We start from the raw sequence: 20,914 nt of genomic DNA on the forward strand, positions 1-20,914 counted from the left end.
TCTATGTCCGGTGCAGCCCCACGTGGGACTGTCAATCTTGTCACGGCATCTTGGGGCCGCGTTGCGCGCGACCATATCACGTTCCGTGTAAAAAGCGCGTGTCAAATCGGCGCACAAGCCCTGTCAAGCCAGTTAGACGCTGCGTCAGTTACGCGCGGGGCCAGTTTTTCACGACAGGTGGCGTGATAGGCGTTCAGCCAGGCGCGTTCTTCCCCAGACAGCATGTCGGTGATCACCAGCGACGTGTCAAACGGCACATAGGTCAGCGTTTCCAGACACAGCATGTCGCGGTCACTGTCCCCGCCCGCGGGCACCGGGCTTTCCTGCACGGCGACAAGGTTTTCCAGACGAATGCCAAAGGCGCCATTGCGATAATAGCCCGGTTCGTTGGACAGGATCATGCCGGGCAGAAGCTCTTGTTCCGAGATCGGAGAGAACCTCTGCGGGCCTTCATGCACCGACAGGTAAGCGCCCACGCCATGGCCGACACCATGGTTGAAATCCTGATGCGCCGCCCATAGCGGATAGCGTGCAATCGGGTCCAGATCACGACCTGAGCGTCCACGGGGGAAATGCGTGCGTGACAGGGCAATCATGCCTTGCAACACTCTGGTATAACAGCGCTTTTCCTCGTCTGCGATGTCGCCCACGCGCAGCACGCGGGTGATGTCCGTGGTGCCGTCGCGATACTGCCCACCGCTGTCCAGAACCACCAGATTGCCATCTTCCAGCGGACGGTTTGTGTCTTCGGTCACGCGGTAATGCATGATGGCGCCGTTGGGGCCAGCGCCCGCGATGGTCTCAAAGGAAATGTCCAAAAGCGCATTGGTGGCGCGGCGCTTTTCTTCCAGCTCGCGCACCAGATCAATCTCGGTCAGGGCGGTTTTCTCGGCCGCCTCAAACCACGCCAGAAATTCGGTGACGGCGGCAGCGTCGCGCAGATGCGCCTCGCGTGCGCCTTTCAATTCTGTTGGGTTTTTCTGCGCTTTGGGCAGAATGGCGGGATCTTCGGCCCAGTCGATGGCGACGCCTGCCTCGGTCAGGATTTGCGAGACAGCATAAGGGGCGGCCCCTTTGTCCACGCGCACCGGACCGTCGAGCTTTTTCAGAGCCGCGGCGAAGGCTTTGGCTGGGTGCAACACCACATCCGCGCCAGGGTCTGCCTCGACCACGCGCCCTTCGGCGGTGAAAAACTGCACCGAGGCGTCGTCAGACAGAAGCGCAAACCCCTGCACAACCGGGATGCAGGGAATGTCATTGCCGCGAATGTTCAACATCCATGCAATGCTGTCAGACAGGGTCATCACGCAGGATTTTTGCCCCTTGGATAGGAGAATATCGGCCAGTTCGCCGCGTTTTGCAGCGCTGGACTGCCCTGCAAATTCAACCGGTTGTTCGATGATCTTGCCATTGGGCGGGGCGGGTCGATCTTCCCAGATTTGATCCACCAGATTGTCGGTGGCGATCAGGGTCACGCCGCTGCCTAAAAGCGATTTTTCAAGCCGCTCAACCTCGGCGCGGGTGTGAAGCCACGGGTCAAAGCCAATGCGCGTGGGGCCAGAGGTCACGTCTTTCAGCCAGTCACCCGGCTGCACCTCGGGCCAGTCGACCGGGGTGAAGGCGCCCATATCTGCCTGTTCGCGCACTTGAACGCGATAGCGCCCATCGACGAAAATGCCCGCCACATCCGTCAGCGCGATGCAAAACCCGGCAGATCCGGTGAACCCGGTCAGCCATGCAAGCCGCGCGTCACAGGCGGCGACATATTCGCCCTGATGGGCATCCGCGCGGGGCACGATAAACCCATCCAGCCCCTTCATCCCCATCGCCCGGCGCAAGCGATCAAGGCGGGCCGGGCCGCGCGAAGGGTCAGCGGTGCTGGTGAAGGTCTGGAACATCTTTGTCTCCACGGGTCATCTGGCAAAAAAGAAACACGCCCGCGAGACGCGGGCGCGTGTTGGGTCCACCATGCCGTGAAATCACGGCGGTGAAAAGGGGCTTACATCGCCTTCTTGATGCCCATCACGCGGGCGCGGGCCCGTGGGTCGCTGTCAAAAAGGGCGGCCAGCTGTTCGGTCATCGCACCGGCCAGCTGCTCCACATCGGTGATGGTGACAGCGCGGTCATAATAGCGCGTCACATCATGGCCGATGCCGATGGCCAAAAGCTCGACCTGGTTGCGTTTCTCGACCATGGCGATCACGTCGCGCAGGTGTTTTTCCAGATAATTCGCGGGGTTAACGGACAAAGTTGAATCGTCCACCGGCGCCCCATCGGAAATCACCATCAGGATTTTGCGCTGTTCGGGCCGGGCCACAATGCGCCGATGCGCCCATTCCAGCGCCTCGCCATCGATGTTTTCCTTCAAAAGGCCCTCTTTCATCATCAGACCCAGATTGTCGCGGGTGCGCCGCATCGGGGCATCGGCTTGCTTGTAGATGATGTGGCGCAGATCGTTCAGGCGGCCGGGTTGCTGCGGACGCCCCTCAGAGAGCCATTTTTCGCGCGCCATGCCGCCTTTCCAGGCGCGGGTGGTGAAGCCCAGCACCTCGACCTTGACCTGACAGCGTTCCAGCGTGCGTGACAGCACATCGGCACAGATCGCAGCAATGGAAATCGGACGCCCGCGCATGGAGCCCGAGTTGTCCAGCAGCAGTGTGACCACCGTGTCGCGGAATTCGGTGTCTTTTTCTTGCTTGAACGAGAGCGGCGTCGTCGGGTTTGCCACCACGCGGGCCAAACGGCCCGCATCCAGAATGCCCTCTTCCAGATCAAACAACCATGAACGGTTTTGCTGTGCCTGAAGACGGCGCTGCAGCTTGTTGGCCAGACGCGACACGGCTCCCTTCAAGGGCTCCAGCTGCTGGTCCAGATAGGCGCGCAGACGTTCCAGCTCGGCAGGTTCCGCCAGGTCTTCGGCCATCACCTCTTCGTCATGTTCGTTCAGATACACCAGATAGTCCGGGTCCGCATCCGAGGCCGGGGCAGGGGCTGGTGGCTCGATCGGCGCATCGGCGTCGGGCATTTCAGCCTCTTCGCCCATCTCATCCTCGGCCATGTCATCAATGGTGACCTGCGCCTCGGACGGGTCCATCTGCTCGTCTTGCGAACGTTCGGGATCGGCTTCGGCCTCGTCCTCATCCGGAGACTGCTCCGAGTTTGGATCGTCCTGCGCCTCGTCGTCTTCGGGCTGGGCCTCGTCCTCGTTCTCATCGTCTTCGCCATCCGGGTCATCGCCCAGCTGGTCGCCATAGCCCAGATCTTCGATGATCTGGCGGGCAAAACGGGAAAACGCCTGCTGGTCTTCCAGCGCGCCGGTCAGGTCATCCAGATGCTCGCCACACTGCGCTTCGATAAAGTCGCGCCACAGGCCCATCACATTATCCGCCCCTTCGGGCAGTTCACGCCCGGTGGCCAGATGACGCATCAGGTATCCGGCGGCGGCGGGCAGGGGGGCGTCGGCGGCGGCGGTGATCTGGTCATAGCCCGCGCGCAGGGCCTCGCTGCCGATCTTGGCGTCGATATTGCCCGCGGTGCCCGGCATGTCGCGCGCGCCCATGGCTTCGCAGCGGGCGGTTTCCATCGCCTCGTAAATCTCGCGCGCCATATTGCCCGCAGGGGCGTATCTCGCGTGCATGGTTTCGTCGTGATAGCGCAGCTTCATCGCATAGGCATCCGCCGTGCCCCGCGCCAAGAGCACCTCGTCGCGGGTCATGCGCCGGGTCACCTGAGGCAGGCGCATCGCGTCGCGGCTGACGCCCGAGGGGTCCACCGTGAAGCTGACTGACAGCTCTGGCTCGTCGGCAAGCGTCTTCGTCGCCTCAGCCAGCGCTTTCTTGAACGGATCAGCGGGGTTGTCAGTGGATTTTTTCATGCGTTCAACCTTGCACACCAGTTGATGCGGCGGCCCCCGGAATAAGGCACGGCCAAGCCTTCTTGGATCATGTTTTGCGCCACATTTGTTCCGTCGATCTTAAGCCTGGTCAGGGCGCGGCCATAGCGGTCCACACCCAAGAGCTGGATGTCGATATCCTGCGACCGACTGATCACCCTGCGCAAATGCGTCGTCGCCGCGCGCCCCAGCGCAAGTTCGGCGGAGCAGCGCGGCTCGTGCGTTTCGGGCGTGTCATATCCTACCAGCCGCGCCCGAACGCGCCCGGCCGGGCAGGTCAAATCGACCGTGTCCCCATCGACCACGCGCGCGATGCGACAGGGCAGCTCGGTGGAGGTGTCCTGACCTTCAGACGAAGCGGGGTCCTCAGGGGCGACACAGGCGCTGACTGCCAAAAGGAAAATGGCGGCGCGTGTTCTCATCCCAAGCTCATGCTTACCGCGCTTTCGGGCAGTTCCTCGTCAAAGCAGCGCTGATAGAACTCGGCCACGATCTGGCGCTCCAGCTCGTCACATTTGTTCAGGAACGACAGGCGGAAGGCATAGCCCACATCGCGGAAAATCTGCGCGTTTTGCGCCCAGTTGATCACGGTGCGCGGGCTCATCACGGTGGACAGATCGCCGTTCATGAAGGCCGTGCGGGTCAGGTCCGCGACAGTGACCATCTGGCCCACGGTTTTGCGACCTGCTTCGGTGTTCAGGATCGGGTTCTTCGCCAGCACAATGTTGGTTTCCGCATCATGCGACAGATAGTTCAGCGTGGCGACCAGCGACCAACGGTCCATCTGCGCCTGGTTGATCTGCTGCACGCCATGATACAGCCCGGTCGTGTCGCCCAGACCCACGGTGTTCGCAGTGGCAAACAGGCGGAAAGACGGGTGAGGGGTGATGACCTCGTTCTGGTCCAGAAGGGTCAGCTTGCCGTCATGTTCCAGCACACGCTGGATGACGAACATCACGTCGGCACGGCCCGCATCATATTCGTCGAACACAATGGCCGTGGGGTTGCGCAGCGCCCAGGGCAGGATGCCTTCCTGAAACTCGGTCACCTGCATGCCGTCTTTCAGCTTGATTGCATCCTTCCCGATCAGGTCGATCCGGCTGATGTGGCTGTCGAGGTTCACCCGCACACAGGGCCAGTTCAGACGGGCTGCAACCTGTTCGATATGGGTCGATTTGCCGGTGCCGTGATAGCCCTGCACCATCACGCGGCGGTTGTGGGCAAAACCTGCCAGAATGGCCAGCGTGGTGTCGGGGTCGAACTTGTAGGTGCTGTCCACCTCGGGCACCCGGCTTGTGCGTTCGGCAAAGCCTTTGACCGTCATGTCGCTGTCGATGCCAAACACCTCACGGACCGAGATATCCTCGGTCGGTTTTGCGTTCATATCCAGGGTGCCGTCTGCCATGTGGGTGATCCTTCTGTCACGCGCCCCCTTGCGCGCTTGTTGCACGTTCAACGCCCGTGATGCCCGATGCGCGCGGAGCGTGCAAGGGGAGAGGCGGGGAAAAGGTGACGCTGGGCAAGGCTGGCGTTATTGACGTTGCGTGTCTGGTCTGAAAACGAAACAGGGTGCCGCAATGGGCACCCTGCATTTTTGATGAAAAACAGCCAGCTTCACTTGAAACTGCGGCTTTCCTTGATCTGATCCCAAGCCCAACGCACTTCCTGCAGCTGCTCTTCTTGGCTGCGATCGCCGCCGTTCATATCCGGGTGCAGCACCTTGATCAGCTTCTTATAGGACTTGCGAATCTCGGCCTTGGTCCAGTGATCCTTGGCTTCCAGAATATCGATGGCGCGCCGTTCGGTGGGCGGCAGTTTGCGGGTGCCGGTGATCGATTTGCCGGGGTTGCGCGTGGCGTTTTCACCCAGAACCTGATGCGGGTCATCCACGCCCAGACGGGCCCAGGCGCGCTGTTCATCCTTGGTGCCCATGGGCTTGGTCTCGCGCTCCCACACCCGGTCCTTGTCCAGCTGTTCGTTCATCTCTTCTTCGGTCGACCCGTCAAAGAAATTCCATTTCAGATTATATTCGCGCACGTGGTCCTTGCAGAACCATTTGAACTCATCAAGGTGGTCGGGCGAGCGCGGCGCGCGGTACTGGCCCGCCTCCTGACAGCCGGGGTGCTCGCAGACACGTTTCGAGGTCTCAAACGCCCCCGACATGCCACGTTTGCCGCGTGGGTTGCGTTTCTTGGCCGCTGAGACCGACATATCAAAACCAAATGGATCGTCGCTGGACATCGTAAACTACTCTTTTCGACTCGGACCCGAGAGTTTAGACCTTTTTCACCGGGATTGAAGAGGGAACCGTGAAGAAATGAGCCGAACCGAACAGATACGGCAGAAACTGACCGATGCGTTCCAGCCCGAACTGCTTGATGTTGTTGATGAAAGCGAAAGCCACCGGGGGCATGCAGGCTATCAGGAAGGCGGCGAAAGCCACTTTCGCGTGGTGATCCGCGCTGCCGCGTTCCGCGACATGTCACGCATCGCTCGCCACAGGGCGGTTCACACAGCCCTTGGCCCGGTTTTGATGTCCGAGATTCACGCGCTGGCATTGGAGTTGAGCGCATGACGTTCCTGCAAAGAGTAGCGCGCAAAATCAGGCGGCAGATGCCTTCACGCCATCCGCTCTATTTGCATATCGGCACCCCGAAAACCGGAACGTCCTCGTTTCAGCGCAGCCTGAGCGAAAATCGGGACGCCATTCCCTATTACATCTATGGCGCGCCTGATAAGGCAAGCGAGATCACCGATTGGCAACAGACCCATGCCTCTGTTCTGGCGCATAGCTTCATCCGGCCCGATCTGGAAACCGGCGCGCGTTTTCGTGGAGGGCCGCGCAAAAACAAACCGATTTCCGCATTCGACCGGCTCAGAGAAGACGGCCCCCGCGACAAGATGTTTGCCAATGCGACGCAGGCAATCCGACAGCAGCATGATCGGATCGCGTTGATATCTGCCGAAGAATTCACCTTGATGAGAACGCCGGAAGAACGTGAGCGGATGGGGCGCTTTCTGAAAGGTTTGAAGCGGGACGTCATCATCGTGGTGGCAAAACGCAATACCGATGACTTGCGTCGCAGTTGGACACGTCAGCTGGAACGGTCTCTGAAAAATGCTTTCGAGGCCTTTCAGGCGTGCCCGGACGCGCTTCGGTCAACGGGCGAGTGGTTTTATGACTTCGACGCGGTGTGCGATTTCTGGTCGGATTTTGGCGACCTGCGTGTGGTCGATTATGACGCCGCTATTCAGTCCGAGGGGAATGTGCTCCCCAGCCTGTATCGCGCGATTGATCTTAGCCCCGAAGGGTTGGATTTGAGCGCTCGGGAAAAGGTGGTTCAGTCCGCGTAGAGCGCGGTGACTTCGGCAAGATCAAGCGTGCCGTCTGTCCCATGGCCGTATGCTTTGGGGAAATTGGGCGGCTGCCCGCGCCGCCGCAACCACCACCACATATAAGCGGCTACTCCGCTTCGCGTTCGCTTGCGTTATGCGTGATCTCAGGCGCGGCGCCGGATGTCAAATTGGCATCCTGTGCCGAAGGCAGGCTGGGCGCGTGGCTCTGGGCCTCAGGCTCGGCAGATGGAGTTTCAGCCAGGGGGGCGAGCACTGACGCGGCATCGTCGGTCGTCGCCATCGGAAGGTCCACGTCTAGCTGTCGACGAAACACCAGCATGTTCTGATAGACCGTGTTGCGCCCGGTCAGGCCAGAGCGTTCCTCGCTGGGCAACGTATCTGCGCGCAGGTATTCCCAGCCCTCGGCGGCGGCCTCGTTCAGCACGTCCTGCATCGCATTGGCAAACCGCCCATCGGCGCCTTTGACGCCCCGGGCCTTTTTGCCTTTGCGCGGGGCAGGGATCACTTGGTATTCATAGGTCGCGGTGGACAGGGTCATGGCCATTGCTTTCTCAGTCATAAAATTGCTGCGCGCGGGGCGGTTTCAAGGGGGCTGCATACCAGTCCCGTGCTGCTTGTGCCAGTGTGCGGGCACGCAGATCGGCGGGTTGTGGCGCAACTGCACGTGTGCAGCGCGCCATCATTGCGCTCTGGTCTGGCCTGTTGCCGCAACGTAACATTCCGCGCGCGAAAGGTGCCGCGCATTCAGATACGATCAAAAACGCTTGTTTCACGCCCACTCGCTAGCTAGTCCAAGCTATGGGACCGGTCGTCAGAACCGGGGAGTTACGAGGAAGAGCATTATGAAATATCAAGGTATTTTTGCAGCCATTGCCCTGAGCGTTGTCACGGCACCCGCCGCGCAGGCGCTTGACGTTGGTGGTGAGCTGACGATTGGGTACAGCAGTTACAAAGACCACGGGGATCTGGGCGCCAAGATGCTGGACGCATCGGTCGAGCTGGGTTTTGACAGCGCCTTTTCGGTCCAGATGGACCTCAGCGGCTGGCGCCAGAATTTTGTCGAAACCGATACGCTGTTCGGCTTTGACCTGATTGACGAGATTGATCAAAAGGTCGGCTCCGCGGCCCTTCACCTGATCTATGACCTATCGCCGGACACCTCTGTTGGCGGGTTCATCGGGCGCGAGGTTGGGCAGATCACCAGCACCCTGAGCGTGCCCGAGCTGGGGCTGAGCCGAACGGATAGCGAAGAGCTGCTTTTCACCTACTACGGCGCTGAAATTGCACATGATTTCGGGGCGGTCAGCGTTGAAGTTGCGGCCTCTTTCGTGAACGAAGATTTTGGCACGGGCCATGTGATTGATCTGGGAGCCAGCTATGCCATCAATGACCGGTTTTCGGTCGGTGTGAATTACATCCATGGCCGGTCCGAGCTGGTTGACTATGAGGGTGAAACAGACGCATGGCGCATTGAAGCGCGCTATCGCCCGACAGAGGCCTTGTCGATCTATGGCAATCTGGGACATGCCAGCATTGGCACGAACTTTAATGACGGCACCTCTGTCGTCGTGAATGAACCGGTATATGGGTTTGGTCTGACCTATGCGTTTGGCGCGTCGAAGGGCACAACCTTCGGGTCGCGCTCCATGTTGCGCCATCAGCAGGGCTTGTAAGCTTCCCGGCGGGCGACATCCGAACATCGATGTGAAAACGGGGCCGCGCGGCCCCGTTTTTTATGCGCCTGCTGTACCGGTCAGCTTGGGTGGCTGATCGGGTGCATCTGGCAGCTTCAGCGCCTGCGCTTCGGCGCGGCTGAGTTGTTCGCCCTGCTTGCGCTTCAACAGCACCTCGCGCGCCTTGGCATATTGATCACCCTGCCAGAAGATCAGGCAGCCATTGCAGCCCTTACCACAGCAGCCATCCACGCCAACGCGGTTGGTTTTCAGCCGCGTTTCGCGCCCGTCCTCGGCAATCGCAGCGGACAGCTCATCGCGCCGTTTCTCATAGGCTTTTGTGTTCTCTTTGCCCGTGATTTCAAGCCCTTGGGTGAGCTTGTCAAAGCGGATGCGCTTCCATTGCTCGTCCGTCAGCGCCTTTTCCTTGCGCATCACAGAGAAAGCCGGGAAGCGCGCCTTCAGATCATCCAGATCCTCGTGATCAAAAAGCGCAAATGGCACGCGGATGGTGGTGCGGGTGCCGCCCTGTACGACCTCTTTCACCTCGCCGGTTTCGGCGTCTTCAAAGTCATACATGCGCAAAAGAACGGTCTCGCGCGCGATGGGGGAAATGAACTCCAGTACCTCACCAGCCTCAAGCTTGTTCTTTACCTCGATCAGGAAAGCGTCTTGCGTCACCTCGCGCACCACGCCCGCATATTCCCACTGCGCAAGCGACGCGGTGTGTTCGTAATCATGGGCGTAATTGGTCAGGCGACCTTCATGGAAGGCCAGCGTGTAGCCGCGGTTGCCCACCGCCTCCAGCTCGCGCATGTAGGGCTTGGGGTCCCAGTTTTCGGGGTCTGCGTAATAGTCGTCGATGGCCATGCGATAGGCGCGGGCGACGATGGCGCAGTAATATTCCGATTTGCCGCGCCCTTCGACCTTCAAACTGTCCACGCCGATCTTCAGATACTCATCCAGCTTGGGCATGATGCACAGATCGCGCGAGTTCAGGATGTAGGACCCACGCCCGTCTTCCTCGATCGGCATGAACTCACCCGGCCGGCAGCCTTCTTCCAGCAAAAACTCAAAGAGATCAGCGTTTTCTTCGGTGATGTTCAGGTCTTCGACCGTGCCGTCCTTCAGCCGCATGCGCACGCCGTAGTTCCAGCGACAGGAGTTTGCGCAGTTGCCTTGGTTCGCCCCGCGTTCGGCCATGAAATTCGACAACAGGCAGCGGCCCGAATAGGTCATGCACATGGCGCCATGCACAAAGGCCTCGAGCTTTACATCGGGGCATTTCTCACGGATTTCCACAAGTTCGGGGTAGGAGACTTCGCGCGCCAGAACCACAAGTTCCGCGCCCTGGCTTTCCCAGAAGTTCACCGACAACCACGAACAAACATTGGCCTGGGTCGAGATATGCAGCGGCAGCTCGGGCGCACGGTCGCGCACATATTGAAAGACGCCCGGATCGGCGATGATCAACCCGTCGGGCTTCACCTTTCGCACCGTGTCGATATATTCGTCCAGCTTGGGAATGTCGCTGTTATGCGAGAACAGGTTCAGCGTCAGATAGGCGCGGCGCCCATGCGCGTGGCAGAACTCAACTCCCTCGATCACATCCTCAAGCGAGAATTGCGATTTCGTGCGCAGTGACATATCCGGCGTGCCCAGATAGACCGCATCCGCGCCGTAAAGCACCGCCATTTTCAGCTTTCGCAGGTTGCCCGCGGGCATCAAAAGCTCGGATCGCCTTTGTGTGTTCAATTCCGTCATCTTATCACCCGTATGTTCGCGCATATGGCGGGTTTGAGAAATGGCAAAGGCCCCGGTCTGGGGCCTTCGTCACAAATTTTCTTTTGAAATCAGAGGCCCAGCTTGGCCGTCACGATTTCATTCACGGCCTTCGGGTTGGCCTTGCCACCCGTGGCTTTCATCACCTGACCCACGAAGAACCCAACCAGTTTCGGGTTCTCCTTGGCCTTTTCGACCTGTGCGGGGTTGGCGGCGATCACCTCGTCCACGGCCGCCTCGATGGCGCCCGTATCGGTGACCTGTTTCATGCCGCGCGCCTCGACGATCTCGGCAGGATCGCCACCTTCGGTATAGACGATCTCAAAGAGGTCTTTGGCGATTTTGCCCGAAATATCACCTTTCGAGATCAGCGCGATGATGCCGCCCAGCTGCTCGGGGCTGACCGGGCTTTCGGTGATCGCGTGATCTTCTTTCTTCAAGCGGCCAAAGAGTTCATTGATCACCCAGTTGGCGGCCAGTTTGCCGTCACGACCCTCGGCGACCTTTTCAAAAAAGGCGGCGTTTTCCGCCTCGGCGGTCAGCACACCCGCGTCATATTCCGAGAGGCCGAAATCGGTCACGAAGCGGGCTTTTTTCTCGTCCGGCAGCTCGGGCAGTGTGGCGGCGATCCCGTCGACCCAGTCCTGTTCAATCTCCAAGGGCAGCAGATCGGGGCAGGGGAAGTAGCGGTAGTCATGCGCCTCTTCCTTTGACCGCATCGAGCGGGTTTCGTTCTTATCCGCATCGTAAAGGCGCGTTTCCTGCACCACCTCGCCACCATCCTCCAGAATGGCAATCTGGCGACGGGCTTCAAAGTCGATGGCCGCCTGAATGAACCGCATCGAGTTCATGTTCTTGATTTCGCAGCGCGTGCCCAGATGGCCGAAATCCTGCGTTTCCATGTATTTCTCGTATTGGCCCGGACGGCAGACCGACACGTTCACATCGGCACGCATATTGCCGTTTTGCATATTGCCATCGCAGGTGCCCAGATAGCGCAGGATCTGGCGCATCTTGGTGACATAGGCGGCAGCTTCTTCGGGGCCACGGATGTCGGGGCGCGAGACAATCTCCATCAGCGCCACACCGGTGCGGTTCAGGTCCACGAAGGACATGTTCGGGTCCATGTCATGCACCGATTTGCCCGCATCCTGCTCAAGGTGAATACGCTCGATACGCACGCGGCGGGCAATACCCGGCCCCATATCCACGATCACTTCGCCTTCGCCCACGATGGGGTGGTAAAGCTGCGAAATCTGATAGCCCTGCGGCAGGTCCGGGTAGAAATAGTTCTTGCGGTCAAAGGCGGAGAAGAGGTTGATCTCGGCCTTCAGGCCCAGCCCTGTGCGCACGGCTTGTTCGACGCAATATTCGTTGATCACGGGCAGCATGCCGGGCATGGCGCTGTCCACGAAGGCCACGTTGGAATTGGGCTCTGCGCCAAACTTGGTCGAGGCGCCCGAAAACAGTTTCGCGTTCGAGCTGACCTGCGCGTGGATTTCCATCCCGATCACAAGTTCCCAATCGTCCTTTGCGCCCGCGATGGTTTTCGGCGTCGGCGCCTCGTAGGCGAGATGATCCAGCATGTGCAGCGTTCCCGTGTTTCTGTCTCTGCCCGCGTTCTAGTGGAGGGGCGCTGTGGGGGCAAGAGGGCGCGACCGGTCTGCGGGCCTGCCATAGGGGTGCAGGGCGGGGCCGCAGGGCGAGGGTGCGCATGTGCCGGCGGGTGGGGGAGATTATGCTGCATCGCAGCGACAATCCATGTTTTCAGAGCGTCATTGTCCCCAAGTTGCAATTCGCAACGTGCATATCCGTTATGTAAATAAGGAATATGAGCGGATTTTAGCCAATTGCTGCACTGCCCAAAAGGGCAGGTTGTTTTGTGCAAGCGCGCACCTTATTTCACCGCGATCGACGTGACGGGATCAGAAATGACCGGAGTGAGAGAGATGAAACGACTGTTCATGGGCCTTGTGGCCGCCCTTTTCATGGCACCCAGCCTGCCGCTGTCTGCACAGGCAGAAGAGGTGTTCGCCACCCGCGCGCCTCGCGCGCCTGTGCTGACCATGCAATGGGACGAAAAGAAACGCGCGGCCGCCTGGACACGCGCCACCATCAAGGCGCTGGAAACCCACGGCACTGCCCTGGCCCAGACCGTACCGGCAGATATCGATCGCTGGTGCCCGGAATATGTGAACCAGGACGTGGCCGGCCGCAACGCTTTCTGGGCGGGGCTGCTGTCGTCACTGTCCTTTTATGAAAGCACATGGCGCGAGACCGTCGTGGGCGGCGGCGGCAAATGGTATGGTCTGGTTCAGATCCTGCCCGCGACGGCGCGCGGCTATGGCTGCGAGGCGCGGTCGGGCTCGGCGCTGAAAAACGGCGAGCTGAACCTCAGCTGTGCCGTGCGCATCATGGCCGTGACCGTGCCGCGCGACAATGTGGTGTCCAAGGGCATGCGGGGCGTGGCCGCAGACTGGGGCCCGTTCCATTCCAAGAAAAAGCGCGAAGGTATGCGCCGTTGGGTGAGCCAGCAGAATTACTGCTCGAAGGGGTGACCCCCGTGGGGCGCCGAGCTTGACCCATTGCATCGGCGCGTGTCGGTGATCGGAAGACAAAAGGGCGGACCGGTTGGGCCCGCCCTTTTTGCTGTCCTGCCTCAGCCGTTCAGAATACGCCCCAGCATTTCCTGACTGTCGCGGCTTAGCCCGTCCGTGGCCAGCACCCGTTCGATCTGGGCTTTCATCATGTTTTGCCGGTCCGCATCATAGCGGCGCCATGTCTCAAATGCCGATGACATACGGGCCGCGATTTGCGGGTTTACCGGGTCAAGCTTGATCAGCCAGTCGGCAAACACCGCATAGCCTTCGCCCGACGCATGGTGAAAGCCCGCGGGGTTCATCATCAAGGCGCCAAAGACCGCCCGGAAGCGGTTGGGGTTCTTCCAGTTGAAATCCTTGTCTTCGGTCAGGGCTTTCGTGATGGAGACGGCCTGATCGGGGGCTGCGTGGCTGACCTGCATGGCGAACCATTTGTCCATGACCAGCGCGTCGCCGTCAAAGCGCGTGCGGAAATCGGCCAAAGCCGCGTCGCCTTTCTGGGCCTGCAACAGCGCTCCCAGCGCGCCAAGGCGCAGGGTCATGTTGTCGGCGCGATCATAAAGCGCCTGAGCCGCGGTGCCCCCGTCCAGCCGGGTCAGAAGGGTCATGAGCCCCAGCCCCAGCGCGCGTTTGCCCGCCTGTTCGGCGTTGGGAGCAAACGGCGCGGTCACGTCCATTTCCGCCATCATGCGGGGCAGGTGATCTTGCAGATGTTCCGCCATGGCCTGCAACAGCGTCTGGCGGGCGCGATAGATTTTCTGCGGGTCCGGGGTCACGCCCGCGTCAAACAGCGTCTGCGCCAGATCGTCCTGACCGGGCAGCCCCAGCGTCAGCGCGCGGAAGGCAGGGTCCAGGGCATCATCGCGCAGCATCACCGTGATCGCCTCCAGATAGGCGTCAATCGGCGCGTCTTCGCCGGTGATCATCGCCACCAGCACGTCCTTGGCCAGTGTGCGCCCGGCCTCCCATTTGTTGAACGGGTCTGTGTCATGGGCCAGAAGGAAGGCGCGCTCCTCTGCCGTGCTTTCACGCTCCAATATCACCGGGGCCGAGAAATGGCGCAGGAGCGATGGGGTCGGCTTGTCGGCCAGCCCCTCAAAGGCAAAGCTTTGTTCCGCTTCGGTCAGCTCAAGGATCTGGGTTGGCAGAACCTCGTCCCCATTGGGACCAAGCAGCCCGACCGCAAAGGGGATGTGCTGGGGCAGCTTTTCATCCTGTCCCGGTGTTGGTGGGGTCGATTGGCGCAGGGTCAGCCGATAGGTGCCATCTGCCCAATCTTCGGACACGGCCACACGCGGCGTGCCGGCCTGTTTGTACCAGCGGCGAAACTGCGTCAGGTCGCGCCCGGTGCTGTCTTCAAACACACGCACCCAATCCTCGATCGTGGCGGCCTGACCGTCATGGCGCTGGAAATACAGGTCCAGTGCCGCGTCATAGGCTGCATCCCCCACCAAGGTCTTCAGCATGCCAATCAGTTCGGCACCCTTTTCATAGATGGTTGCGGTATAGAAATTATTGATCTCGACAAAACTGTCGGGCTGCACCTGATGGGCCAGCGGGCCGTTATCTTCGCGGAACTGACGGCCACGCAAGGCCGAAACATCGTTGATCCGGCACACGGCTTTCGACCGCATATCGCCCGAGAACTGCTGGTCGCGGAAAACGGTCAGACCCTCTTTCAGGCTCAGCTGGAACCAGTCGCGACAGGTGATCCGATTGCCGGTCCAGTTGTGAAAATACTCATGCGCGATGATCGCCTCGATGCGTTCGAAATTGGCGTCTGTCGACGTCTCGGGCGAGGCTAAAACGGCAGAGGTGTTGAAAATATTCAGCCCCTTGTTTTCCATCGCGCCCATATTGAAATCACTGACGGCGACGATCTGGAAAATATCCAGATCATATTCGCGCCCGTAAACGTCCTCGTCCCATTTCATGCTGTCTTTCAGCGCCTGCATGCCAAAGGCGGTTTTGCCTTCGTCGCCCGGGCGCACCCAAAGCTTCAGGTCGACCTCTTTGCCGGTCATGGTGGTGAAACTGTCTTCGCGGGCCACCAGATCACCGGCCACCAGAGCAAACAAATAGGCGGGTTTGGGCCAGGGGTCGTCCCATTCCGCCCAGCCGTCACCCGAAGCAATCGGATTGCCGTTGGACAGCAAAACAGGGTCAGAGCCTTCGATGCGCACTTTGAAGGGCGCCATCACGTCGGGGCGGTCCGGGTAATAGGTGATGCGGCGAAAGCCCTCGGCTTCGCATTGGGTGCAATACATGCCGCCCGACATGTAAAGCCCTTCCAGCGCGGTGTTTGTTTCGGGGCTGATTTCCACCTCTGCCTCGAAGGTAAAGGGCGCCTCGGGCACGTCAGCTTTCAACCCGCCATCCACCAGATCGGGGGTGATGTCGACCCCGTCTATGCGGGCCCGAAGCAGGGTAAGCTGTTCACCATGAAGGAAAAATTCGCGGCTTTTGGCGTCAGGGTTGGGGCGGAACCTGATGTGCGACACCACCCGCGTGGCGGTGGGGTTCAGATGGAAGGTCAGCGCAACCTCATCCACCAGAAAGGCCGGAGGTGTATAGTCGGCAAGGTAAATCGGCTGGGGGCGCGCATCGGTCATGGAATGTCCTTCATCTGTCGGTCCAGAAGCGCACCCTAGGCCCGGCTGCATCCGCCTGCAAGACCCGGCCTGATGCCGTTCGGTTAACCCCTGTTTAAGTGAACGGGCAAAGAAACCCGGTTGCGCTTGTGACGCGTATCGGAAACTCTGACAGGATCAACGCCACTGAAGGAGGGGTCAGCATGAGCGAGTATATCGAACGGGCCGGATTGCAGGTTCACAAAGAACTGGGCCGTTTTCTGGAAACCCGCGCGCTGGCCCGCACGGCGCTGCGCTATGATGATTTCTGGAAAGGTTTCGCGGCGATCCTGACCGATCTGGCGCCTAAGAACCGCCAGCTTCTGGACAAGCGCGCCAGCCTTCAGGCGCAACTGGATAATTGGCACAAGGCACGCGCTGGGCAACCCCATGACGCCGCCGCCTATCGCGCGTTTCTGGAAGAGATCGGATATCTGGTGCCCGAAGGGCCGAATTTCTCGATCGAGACCGAAAATGTTGACCCGGAAATCGCCCAAATTCCCGGCCCACAGCTGGTGGTGCCGATCATGAACGCGCGCTATGCGCTGAACGCGGCCAATGCGCGTTGGGGCAGCCTTTATGACGCGCTTTATGGCACCGACGCGCTGGGCGATCTGCCCGAAAGCGGCGGCTATGACCCGGTGCGCGGGGCGCGGGTGATCGCGGCGGCGAAAGGTTTTCTGGATGCAGCACTGCCCTTGGCGGCGGGCAGCTGGTCCGAGGCGGTGATGATTGGAAAAACCCCGCCTGCGCTGGCAGACCCGTCCCAGTTTCTGGGCAGTCGTGATGGGTGTTATTACTATGATAACAACGGCTTGAAGATCGTTCTTGAGTTTGATGAGGCAAGCGAGATTGGCGCAACCGACCCCCTAGGCCTGTCCGATGTGATCTTGGAAAGCGCCATGTCCGCGATCATGGATTGCGAAGACAGTGTGGCGGCCGTGGATGCGGATGACAAGGTGCTCGCTTACGCCAACTGGCTGGGTTTGATGGATGGCTCGCTGACCGAAGAGGTCACCAAAGGCGGCAAGAGTTTTGAGCGCAAGCTCAACGCCGATCGCGTCTTTGACGGGCCGGATGGCGAAGTGACATTGAAAGGCCGTGCGCTGATGCTGGTGCGTAACGTGGGTCACCTGATGACCAACCCGGCGATCCTGCTGCCCGATGGCAGCGAGGTGCCCGAGGGGCTGATGGATGCGGTGATCACCACGCTCTGTGCCATGCATGATTTGATGCGCGAGGGCGGCAATTCGCTGCACGGGTCGGTTTACGTGGTGAAACCCAAGATGCACGGGCCCGAGGAAGTGGCGTTTGCAGACGAGATTTTCACCCGCGTCGAGGCCCTGCTGGGCCTGCCTGCCAACACCGTGAAGCTGGGCATCATGGACGAAGAACGGCGCACGTCAGTGAACCTGAAGGAATGTATCCGCGCGGCAAAATCCCGCGTGGCCTTCATCAACACGGGCTTTTTGGACCGCACGGGCGACGAGATTCATACCTCGATGGAAGCAGGTCCGATGATCCGCAAGGGTGACATGAAAAACGCGCCGTGGATTGCGTCCTACGAGGATCGCAATGTCGATATCGGGCTGGCCTGCGGGCTGAAGGGCCGGGCGCAGATCGGCAAGGGCATGTGGGCCGCGCCTGACCGGATGGCCGACATGCTGGACCAGAAAATCGGTCACCCGATGGCGGGGGCCACCTGCGCCTGGGTGCCCAGCCCGACCGCCGCCACGTTGCACGCGACGCATTACCATCAGGTCGACGTGCTGGCGCGGCAGGACGAGCTGGCCCAAGGTGGCGCGCGCGGCACGTTGGAGGATCTTTTGACGATCCCCGTGGCCGAAGGCGTGAACTGGTCCGGCGATGACATTCGCGAAGAGATCGAGAATAACGCCCAAGGCATTCTGGGCTATGTTGTGCGCTGGATTGATGCTGGGGTGGGCTGCTCGAAAGTGCCCGATATCCACGATGTGGGCCTGATGGAAGACCGCGCGACCTGCCGGATTTCATCACAGGCGCTGGCCAACTGGCTGCATCACGGTGTGGTGTCAGAGGATGAGGTGATGGCCGCGCTGCGCAAGATGGCGGTGAAAGTTGATGCACAAAACGCGGGCGATCCCAGCTATCAACCGATGGCACCGGGGTTTGATGGCGTGGCATTTCAGGCCGCCTGTGACCTTGTGTTCAAGGGGCGCGCGCAGCCGTCGGGCTATACCGAACCGGTTCTGCACGCGCGGCGTATTGAGAAGAAATCAAAAGATAAATCAAAGGCTTGAGTGGCATAGATGAACCAGATTACCTTGGACGCAGCCCGCGTCATCATTCACGAGACGATGGGGTATGGGCAGGAACAGGGCATGAAGCCCCTGTCTGTTGTGGTGGTGGATGCCGGCGGGCATGTGCTGGCTTTTGAGCGTGCCGATGGGGCACCTCCGGGCCGGTTCGATATTGCGCGCGGCAAGGCCTATGGATCAGTCATGCTGGGAATTGGCGGCACTGCGCAGCGCGACCGCGCCGAGGCACAGGCCTATTTCATCGCGGCCGCTGGGGCCGCCTACGGTGGCAAGCTGGTGCCGGTGCCGGGGGGCATATTGGTGCGCAATGACGCGGGCGACGTGATCGGGGCCGTGGGGGTCACCGGGGACAGTTCCGAAAATGATCTCGAGGCCGGAACTGTCGGGATCAAGGCGGTTGGGCTGCATGCCGACGGATGATCACCGGATGACTGGGGCAGGGGCGGCGTGCCCCGAGGTTCTTTCCTGACAGGATATTTTTCTGCGCAAAGGGAACAATCTGGGGGGAATAAACTGGCCGCGCCGCCGGGTTCGCGTTAAAGCGTTTCCACATCATGTTGAATCAGCTTGATGTGGAAACGCCGCGAAACCTTAGAGGATTGCGGGCGTTTCCAGTTATTGTCGTGATCCAACAATAACTGGAAACGCTTTAGACAGAAACTCCGTTGCTGCGCGTTCAGATCGCCGCAACAGGTTTCGCTGATGCGCGAGGTGCCCATGCTGTCTGAAACTTTGACCGACCAGATCGAAGCCTATCGCATCGGTCCCAAACTGCAAAAGCTACGCCATGAAAAAGGGCTGGGGTTGGCGCAGTTGGGCGAGCATACGGGGCTGTCAGCGGGCATGTTGTCGAAACTGGAGCGCGGCGTTTTGGTGCCGACCTTGCCCACGCTGGTGCGCATTTCGCTGGTTTTCGGCGTCGGGCTGGACCACTTCTTTGCGCCCGAAGATGCCCAGCCCGTCTGTGAACACATTCCCGCCGCCGACCGTCTGCGCCTGCCGGTGGAAGGGCCTGACGGGGTGGCGTTCTTGTTTGAAAGCCTCGACTACCCGGTCAAGGGCCGTAATCTTGAAGCCTATGTGGCCGAGTTTCCCGAAGGTGCCAGCCCCGCCGCAGCCCATGCCCATCCGGGGGTGGAACTGGTCTATGTGCTTCAAGGGCAAATCTCGATCCGGGTGCATGGGCGGCGTTTTGACATCGCCACCGATGACGCCTTTTACTTTGATGCCAAGTTCGATCATTCCTATGAAAACACCGGGCAAGGGGATGCGCGCGTGGTGGTGGCGATCACAAATGAACGTGAAACCCACGGGGTTTGAACTTCGTGCCCCGGTCGGCTAATCACAACGGGACCCTAACGCGCGGAGAGATCATGCGACGACCCATCATCGGCATCATTGGCAATTCCTATCTGCTCAATGACAATTACCCGACCCATGCGGGCGGCACGATGAATTCCGAGGCGGTTGCACAGGTGTCTCACTGCCTGCCGCTGATCGTGCCCTCGGACCCGCGTTTCGTGACCGTCGAAGAGCTTCTGGACACCTGCGACGGGTTCCTCTTCACCGGCGGGCGACCCAACGTGCACCCCGAGGAATACGGCGAAGACCCGACCGAGGCGCATGGCGAATTTGACCGCTGCCGTGATGCGATCACGCTGCCCTTGATCCGTGCCTGTGTGGACCGGGGCCAGCCGTTCTTTGGCATCTGCCGTGGCTTTCAAGAGGTGAACGTGGCCATGGGCGGCTCGCTTTATCCTGAAATCCGCGAGTTGCCGGGGCGGATGAACCACCGCATGCCGCCCGATGGCACCATCGACGAGAAATTTGCCATCCGCCACGATGTGCATTTCGACGAAGGCGGGGTGTTTCACGGCATGCTGGGCAAGACCGTGCGCACCAACACGCTGCACGGGCAGGGGATCAAGACATCCGGCCCCCGTGTGATCATTGAAGGGCACGCCGATGACGGCACGCCCGAGGCGATCGTGATCAAAGATGCGCCGGGCTTTACCCTGTCGGTGCAATGGCATCCGGAATACCGCGCGGCCGATGATCCGGTCTCGCGCGTGCTCTTTGAGGCATTTGGCGACGCCGCCCGTGGCTGGGTGGCGGCGAAAGCCTGATATCACGCTTGCGTGAGCCAGCCAGTTGGACGCGCCCAACCGCTTGACCTTCCCCCCGCTGGAAGCCCCATTCCGGTGGCAAACACAGGGAGTAACGCAATATGAAACAGATGATGTTGGCGGTGGCTGCGCTGGCGGGGCTGGGGCTGGCGACCAGCCTGTCGATGCGGGCAGGTGGTAAGGACGCCCCGGTGGATCAGGCCGGTCTGGACAGCGGCGAGATGCTGGCCGTGATCATGCCTGAAATGGATGACAGTTACTCCCTCGGCAGGTTGGCTTTTGGGGCCAAATGTGCAGCCTGCCACGGGGACAATGCAGGCGGGATCGAAGGCTCTGGCCCGCCCTTGATCCACAAGATTTACGAGCCGTCCCACCACGGCGATGCGGCCTTCTTCCGGGCCGCAGAATTGGGCGTTCGGGCGCACCATTGGCCCTTTGGGGACATGCCGCCTGTCGAAGGGATCACGCGGGCCGAAGTGGCCGAGATCATCCGCTATCTCAGAACGGTTCAGCGCGCCAACGGGATTTCCTGAGGGGACCACTGGCGCGCTGTAAAT

At 60.4% G+C, this 20,914-nt stretch carries 18 protein-coding genes; 9 read left to right on the top strand and 9 right to left on the bottom strand.

Going from position 1 to position 20,914, the window contains the following annotated elements; translation table 11 throughout:
* Positions 1–101: 101 nt before the first annotated feature.
* The 5 genes from ACRY08_RS10340 to ACRY08_RS10360 form a co-directional block, all read right to left on the bottom strand.
* A complete protein-coding gene (locus ACRY08_RS10340; RefSeq protein ID WP_432449840.1) occupies positions 102–1,898 on the bottom strand; it encodes an aminopeptidase P family protein in 1,797 nt (598 codons plus the stop codon).
* 101 nt (positions 1,899–1,999) lie between these two features.
* Positions 2,000–3,874 carry a cobaltochelatase subunit CobT gene (gene cobT / locus ACRY08_RS10345; RefSeq protein ID WP_432449841.1) on the bottom strand — a complete coding sequence of 625 codons (1,875 nt, stop codon included), beginning with the start codon at positions 3,872–3,874 and terminating at the stop codon, positions 2,000–2,002.
* Entirely contained in the window at positions 3,871–4,314 is a 444-nt protein-coding gene (locus tag ACRY08_RS10350) for a thermonuclease family protein (protein WP_432449842.1), read from the bottom strand. The genes cobT and ACRY08_RS10350 overlap by 4 nt, the downstream gene beginning before the upstream one ends.
* Complete coding sequence (gene cobS / locus ACRY08_RS10355) at positions 4,311–5,297, bottom strand: cobaltochelatase subunit CobS (RefSeq protein WP_432449843.1); 987 nt, start codon at positions 5,295–5,297, stop codon at positions 4,311–4,313. The genes ACRY08_RS10350 and cobS overlap by 4 nt, the downstream gene beginning before the upstream one ends.
* A 209-nt stretch (positions 5,298–5,506) precedes the next feature.
* Positions 5,507–6,133, bottom strand: a complete 627-nt coding sequence (locus ACRY08_RS10360) for a DnaJ domain-containing protein (protein ID WP_432449844.1) — start codon at positions 6,131–6,133, stop codon at positions 5,507–5,509.
* Positions 6,134–6,209: 76 nt separating this feature from the next.
* Between ACRY08_RS10360 and ACRY08_RS10365 the strand changes: the two genes are divergently transcribed.
* Positions 6,210–6,467, top strand: a complete 258-nt coding sequence (locus ACRY08_RS10365) for a BolA family protein (RefSeq protein WP_432449845.1) — start codon at positions 6,210–6,212, stop codon at positions 6,465–6,467.
* Between the two features lie 38 nt (positions 6,468–6,505).
* Positions 6,506–7,246, top strand: coding sequence for a hypothetical protein (locus ACRY08_RS10370; protein WP_432449846.1), 741 nt, complete (start codon positions 6,506–6,508; stop codon positions 7,244–7,246).
* 109 nt (positions 7,247–7,355) lie between these two features.
* Here the strand turns inward: ACRY08_RS10370 and ACRY08_RS10375 are convergent, their stop codons facing one another.
* Positions 7,356–7,808 (bottom strand): DUF4177 domain-containing protein, encoded by a 453-nt coding sequence (locus tag ACRY08_RS10375; protein ID WP_432449847.1) that lies wholly within the window; start codon positions 7,806–7,808, stop codon positions 7,356–7,358.
* A 283-nt stretch (positions 7,809–8,091) separates the two neighbouring features.
* Here ACRY08_RS10375 and ACRY08_RS10380 point away from each other — a divergent pair, with 283 nt between their 5' ends.
* On the top strand, positions 8,092–8,922 hold the full coding sequence (locus ACRY08_RS10380; protein WP_432449848.1) for a porin: 831 nt from the start codon (positions 8,092–8,094) through the stop codon (positions 8,920–8,922).
* 60 nt (positions 8,923–8,982) lie between these two features.
* On the opposite strand, the gene ACRY08_RS10385 is transcribed toward ACRY08_RS10380, so the two are convergent.
* Both ACRY08_RS10385 and gatB read right to left on the bottom strand, forming a co-directional pair.
* Positions 8,983–10,686, bottom strand: coding sequence for a U32 family peptidase C-terminal domain-containing protein (locus tag ACRY08_RS10385; protein WP_432449849.1), 1,704 nt, complete (start codon positions 10,684–10,686; stop codon positions 8,983–8,985).
* An 89-nt stretch (positions 10,687–10,775) separates the two neighbouring features.
* The gene (gatB, locus tag ACRY08_RS10390; protein ID WP_432449850.1) at positions 10,776–12,290 is read right to left on the bottom strand and encodes an Asp-tRNA(Asn)/Glu-tRNA(Gln) amidotransferase subunit GatB; all 1,515 of its coding nucleotides are present in this window, start codon (positions 12,288–12,290) and stop codon (positions 10,776–10,778) included.
* Positions 12,291–12,653: 363 nt separating this feature from the next.
* Between gatB and ACRY08_RS10395 the strand changes: the two genes are divergently transcribed.
* Positions 12,654–13,262 (top strand): hypothetical protein, encoded by a 609-nt coding sequence (locus ACRY08_RS10395; RefSeq protein WP_432449851.1) that lies wholly within the window; start codon positions 12,654–12,656, stop codon positions 13,260–13,262.
* A 101-nt stretch (positions 13,263–13,363) separates the two neighbouring features.
* Here the strand turns inward: ACRY08_RS10395 and pepN are convergent, their stop codons facing one another.
* Positions 13,364–15,916 carry an aminopeptidase N gene (pepN, locus tag ACRY08_RS10400; protein ID WP_432449852.1) on the bottom strand — a complete coding sequence of 851 codons (2,553 nt, stop codon included), beginning with the start codon at positions 15,914–15,916 and terminating at the stop codon, positions 13,364–13,366.
* Positions 15,917–16,098: 182 nt separating this feature from the next.
* Between pepN and ACRY08_RS10405 the strand changes: the two genes are divergently transcribed.
* From ACRY08_RS10405 to ACRY08_RS10425, 5 genes are all read left to right on the top strand, one after another.
* Positions 16,099–18,213 (top strand): malate synthase G, encoded by a 2,115-nt coding sequence (locus ACRY08_RS10405; RefSeq protein ID WP_432449853.1) that lies wholly within the window; start codon positions 16,099–16,101, stop codon positions 18,211–18,213.
* Positions 18,214–18,222: 9 nt separating this feature from the next.
* Positions 18,223–18,651 (top strand): GlcG/HbpS family heme-binding protein, encoded by a 429-nt coding sequence (locus ACRY08_RS10410; protein ID WP_432449854.1) that lies wholly within the window; start codon positions 18,223–18,225, stop codon positions 18,649–18,651.
* Between the two features lie 282 nt (positions 18,652–18,933).
* Complete coding sequence (locus ACRY08_RS10415; RefSeq protein ID WP_432449855.1) at positions 18,934–19,551, top strand: helix-turn-helix domain-containing protein; 618 nt, start codon at positions 18,934–18,936, stop codon at positions 19,549–19,551.
* 53 nt (positions 19,552–19,604) lie between these two features.
* Positions 19,605–20,357 carry a gamma-glutamyl-gamma-aminobutyrate hydrolase family protein gene (locus ACRY08_RS10420; RefSeq protein WP_432449856.1) on the top strand — a complete coding sequence of 251 codons (753 nt, stop codon included), beginning with the start codon at positions 19,605–19,607 and terminating at the stop codon, positions 20,355–20,357.
* Between the two features lie 101 nt (positions 20,358–20,458).
* A complete protein-coding gene (locus ACRY08_RS10425) occupies positions 20,459–20,890 on the top strand; it encodes a c-type cytochrome (RefSeq protein WP_432449857.1) in 432 nt (143 codons plus the stop codon).
* Positions 20,891–20,914 lie beyond the last annotated feature (24 nt).

The organism is Aliiroseovarius marinus (assembly GCF_050881025.1).
GTDB lineage: Bacteria > Pseudomonadota > Alphaproteobacteria > Rhodobacterales > Rhodobacteraceae > Aliiroseovarius > Aliiroseovarius marinus_A.

Excerpts from the sequence above, each read along its gene's own strand:
- ACRY08_RS10405 (WP_432449853.1), top strand. The coding sequence starts at position 16,099 with ATGAGCGAGTATATCGAACGGGCCGGATTGCAGGTTCACAAAGAACTG.
- ACRY08_RS10360 (WP_432449844.1), bottom strand. The coding sequence starts at position 6,133 with ATGTCCAGCGACGATCCATTTGGTTTTGATATGTCGGTCTCAGCGGCC.
- ACRY08_RS10380 (WP_432449848.1), top strand. The coding sequence starts at position 8,092 with ATGAAATATCAAGGTATTTTTGCAGCCATTGCCCTGAGCGTTGTCACG.
- ACRY08_RS10375 (WP_432449847.1), bottom strand. The coding sequence starts at position 7,808 with ATGACTGAGAAAGCAATGGCCATGACCCTGTCCACCGCGACCTATGAA.
- pepN (WP_432449852.1), bottom strand. The coding sequence starts at position 15,916 with ATGACCGATGCGCGCCCCCAGCCGATTTACCTTGCCGACTATACACCT.
- ACRY08_RS10340 (WP_432449840.1), bottom strand. The coding sequence starts at position 1,898 with ATGTTCCAGACCTTCACCAGCACCGCTGACCCTTCGCGCGGCCCGGCC.
- cobS (WP_432449843.1), bottom strand. The coding sequence starts at position 5,297 with ATGGCAGACGGCACCCTGGATATGAACGCAAAACCGACCGAGGATATC.
- ACRY08_RS10395 (WP_432449851.1), top strand. The coding sequence starts at position 12,654 with ATGAAACGACTGTTCATGGGCCTTGTGGCCGCCCTTTTCATGGCACCC.
- cobT (WP_432449841.1), bottom strand. The coding sequence starts at position 3,874 with ATGAAAAAATCCACTGACAACCCCGCTGATCCGTTCAAGAAAGCGCTG.
- ACRY08_RS10350 (WP_432449842.1), bottom strand. The coding sequence starts at position 4,314 with ATGAGAACACGCGCCGCCATTTTCCTTTTGGCAGTCAGCGCCTGTGTC.
- ACRY08_RS10420 (WP_432449856.1), top strand. The coding sequence starts at position 19,605 with ATGCGACGACCCATCATCGGCATCATTGGCAATTCCTATCTGCTCAAT.
- ACRY08_RS10425 (WP_432449857.1), top strand. The coding sequence starts at position 20,459 with ATGAAACAGATGATGTTGGCGGTGGCTGCGCTGGCGGGGCTGGGGCTG.
- ACRY08_RS10415 (WP_432449855.1), top strand. The coding sequence starts at position 18,934 with ATGCGCGAGGTGCCCATGCTGTCTGAAACTTTGACCGACCAGATCGAA.
- gatB (WP_432449850.1), bottom strand. The coding sequence starts at position 12,290 with ATGCTGGATCATCTCGCCTACGAGGCGCCGACGCCGAAAACCATCGCG.
- ACRY08_RS10370 (WP_432449846.1), top strand. The coding sequence starts at position 6,506 with ATGCCTTCACGCCATCCGCTCTATTTGCATATCGGCACCCCGAAAACC.
- ACRY08_RS10385 (WP_432449849.1), bottom strand. The coding sequence starts at position 10,686 with ATGACGGAATTGAACACACAAAGGCGATCCGAGCTTTTGATGCCCGCG.
- ACRY08_RS10365 (WP_432449845.1), top strand. The coding sequence starts at position 6,210 with ATGAGCCGAACCGAACAGATACGGCAGAAACTGACCGATGCGTTCCAG.
- ACRY08_RS10410 (WP_432449854.1), top strand. The coding sequence starts at position 18,223 with ATGAACCAGATTACCTTGGACGCAGCCCGCGTCATCATTCACGAGACG.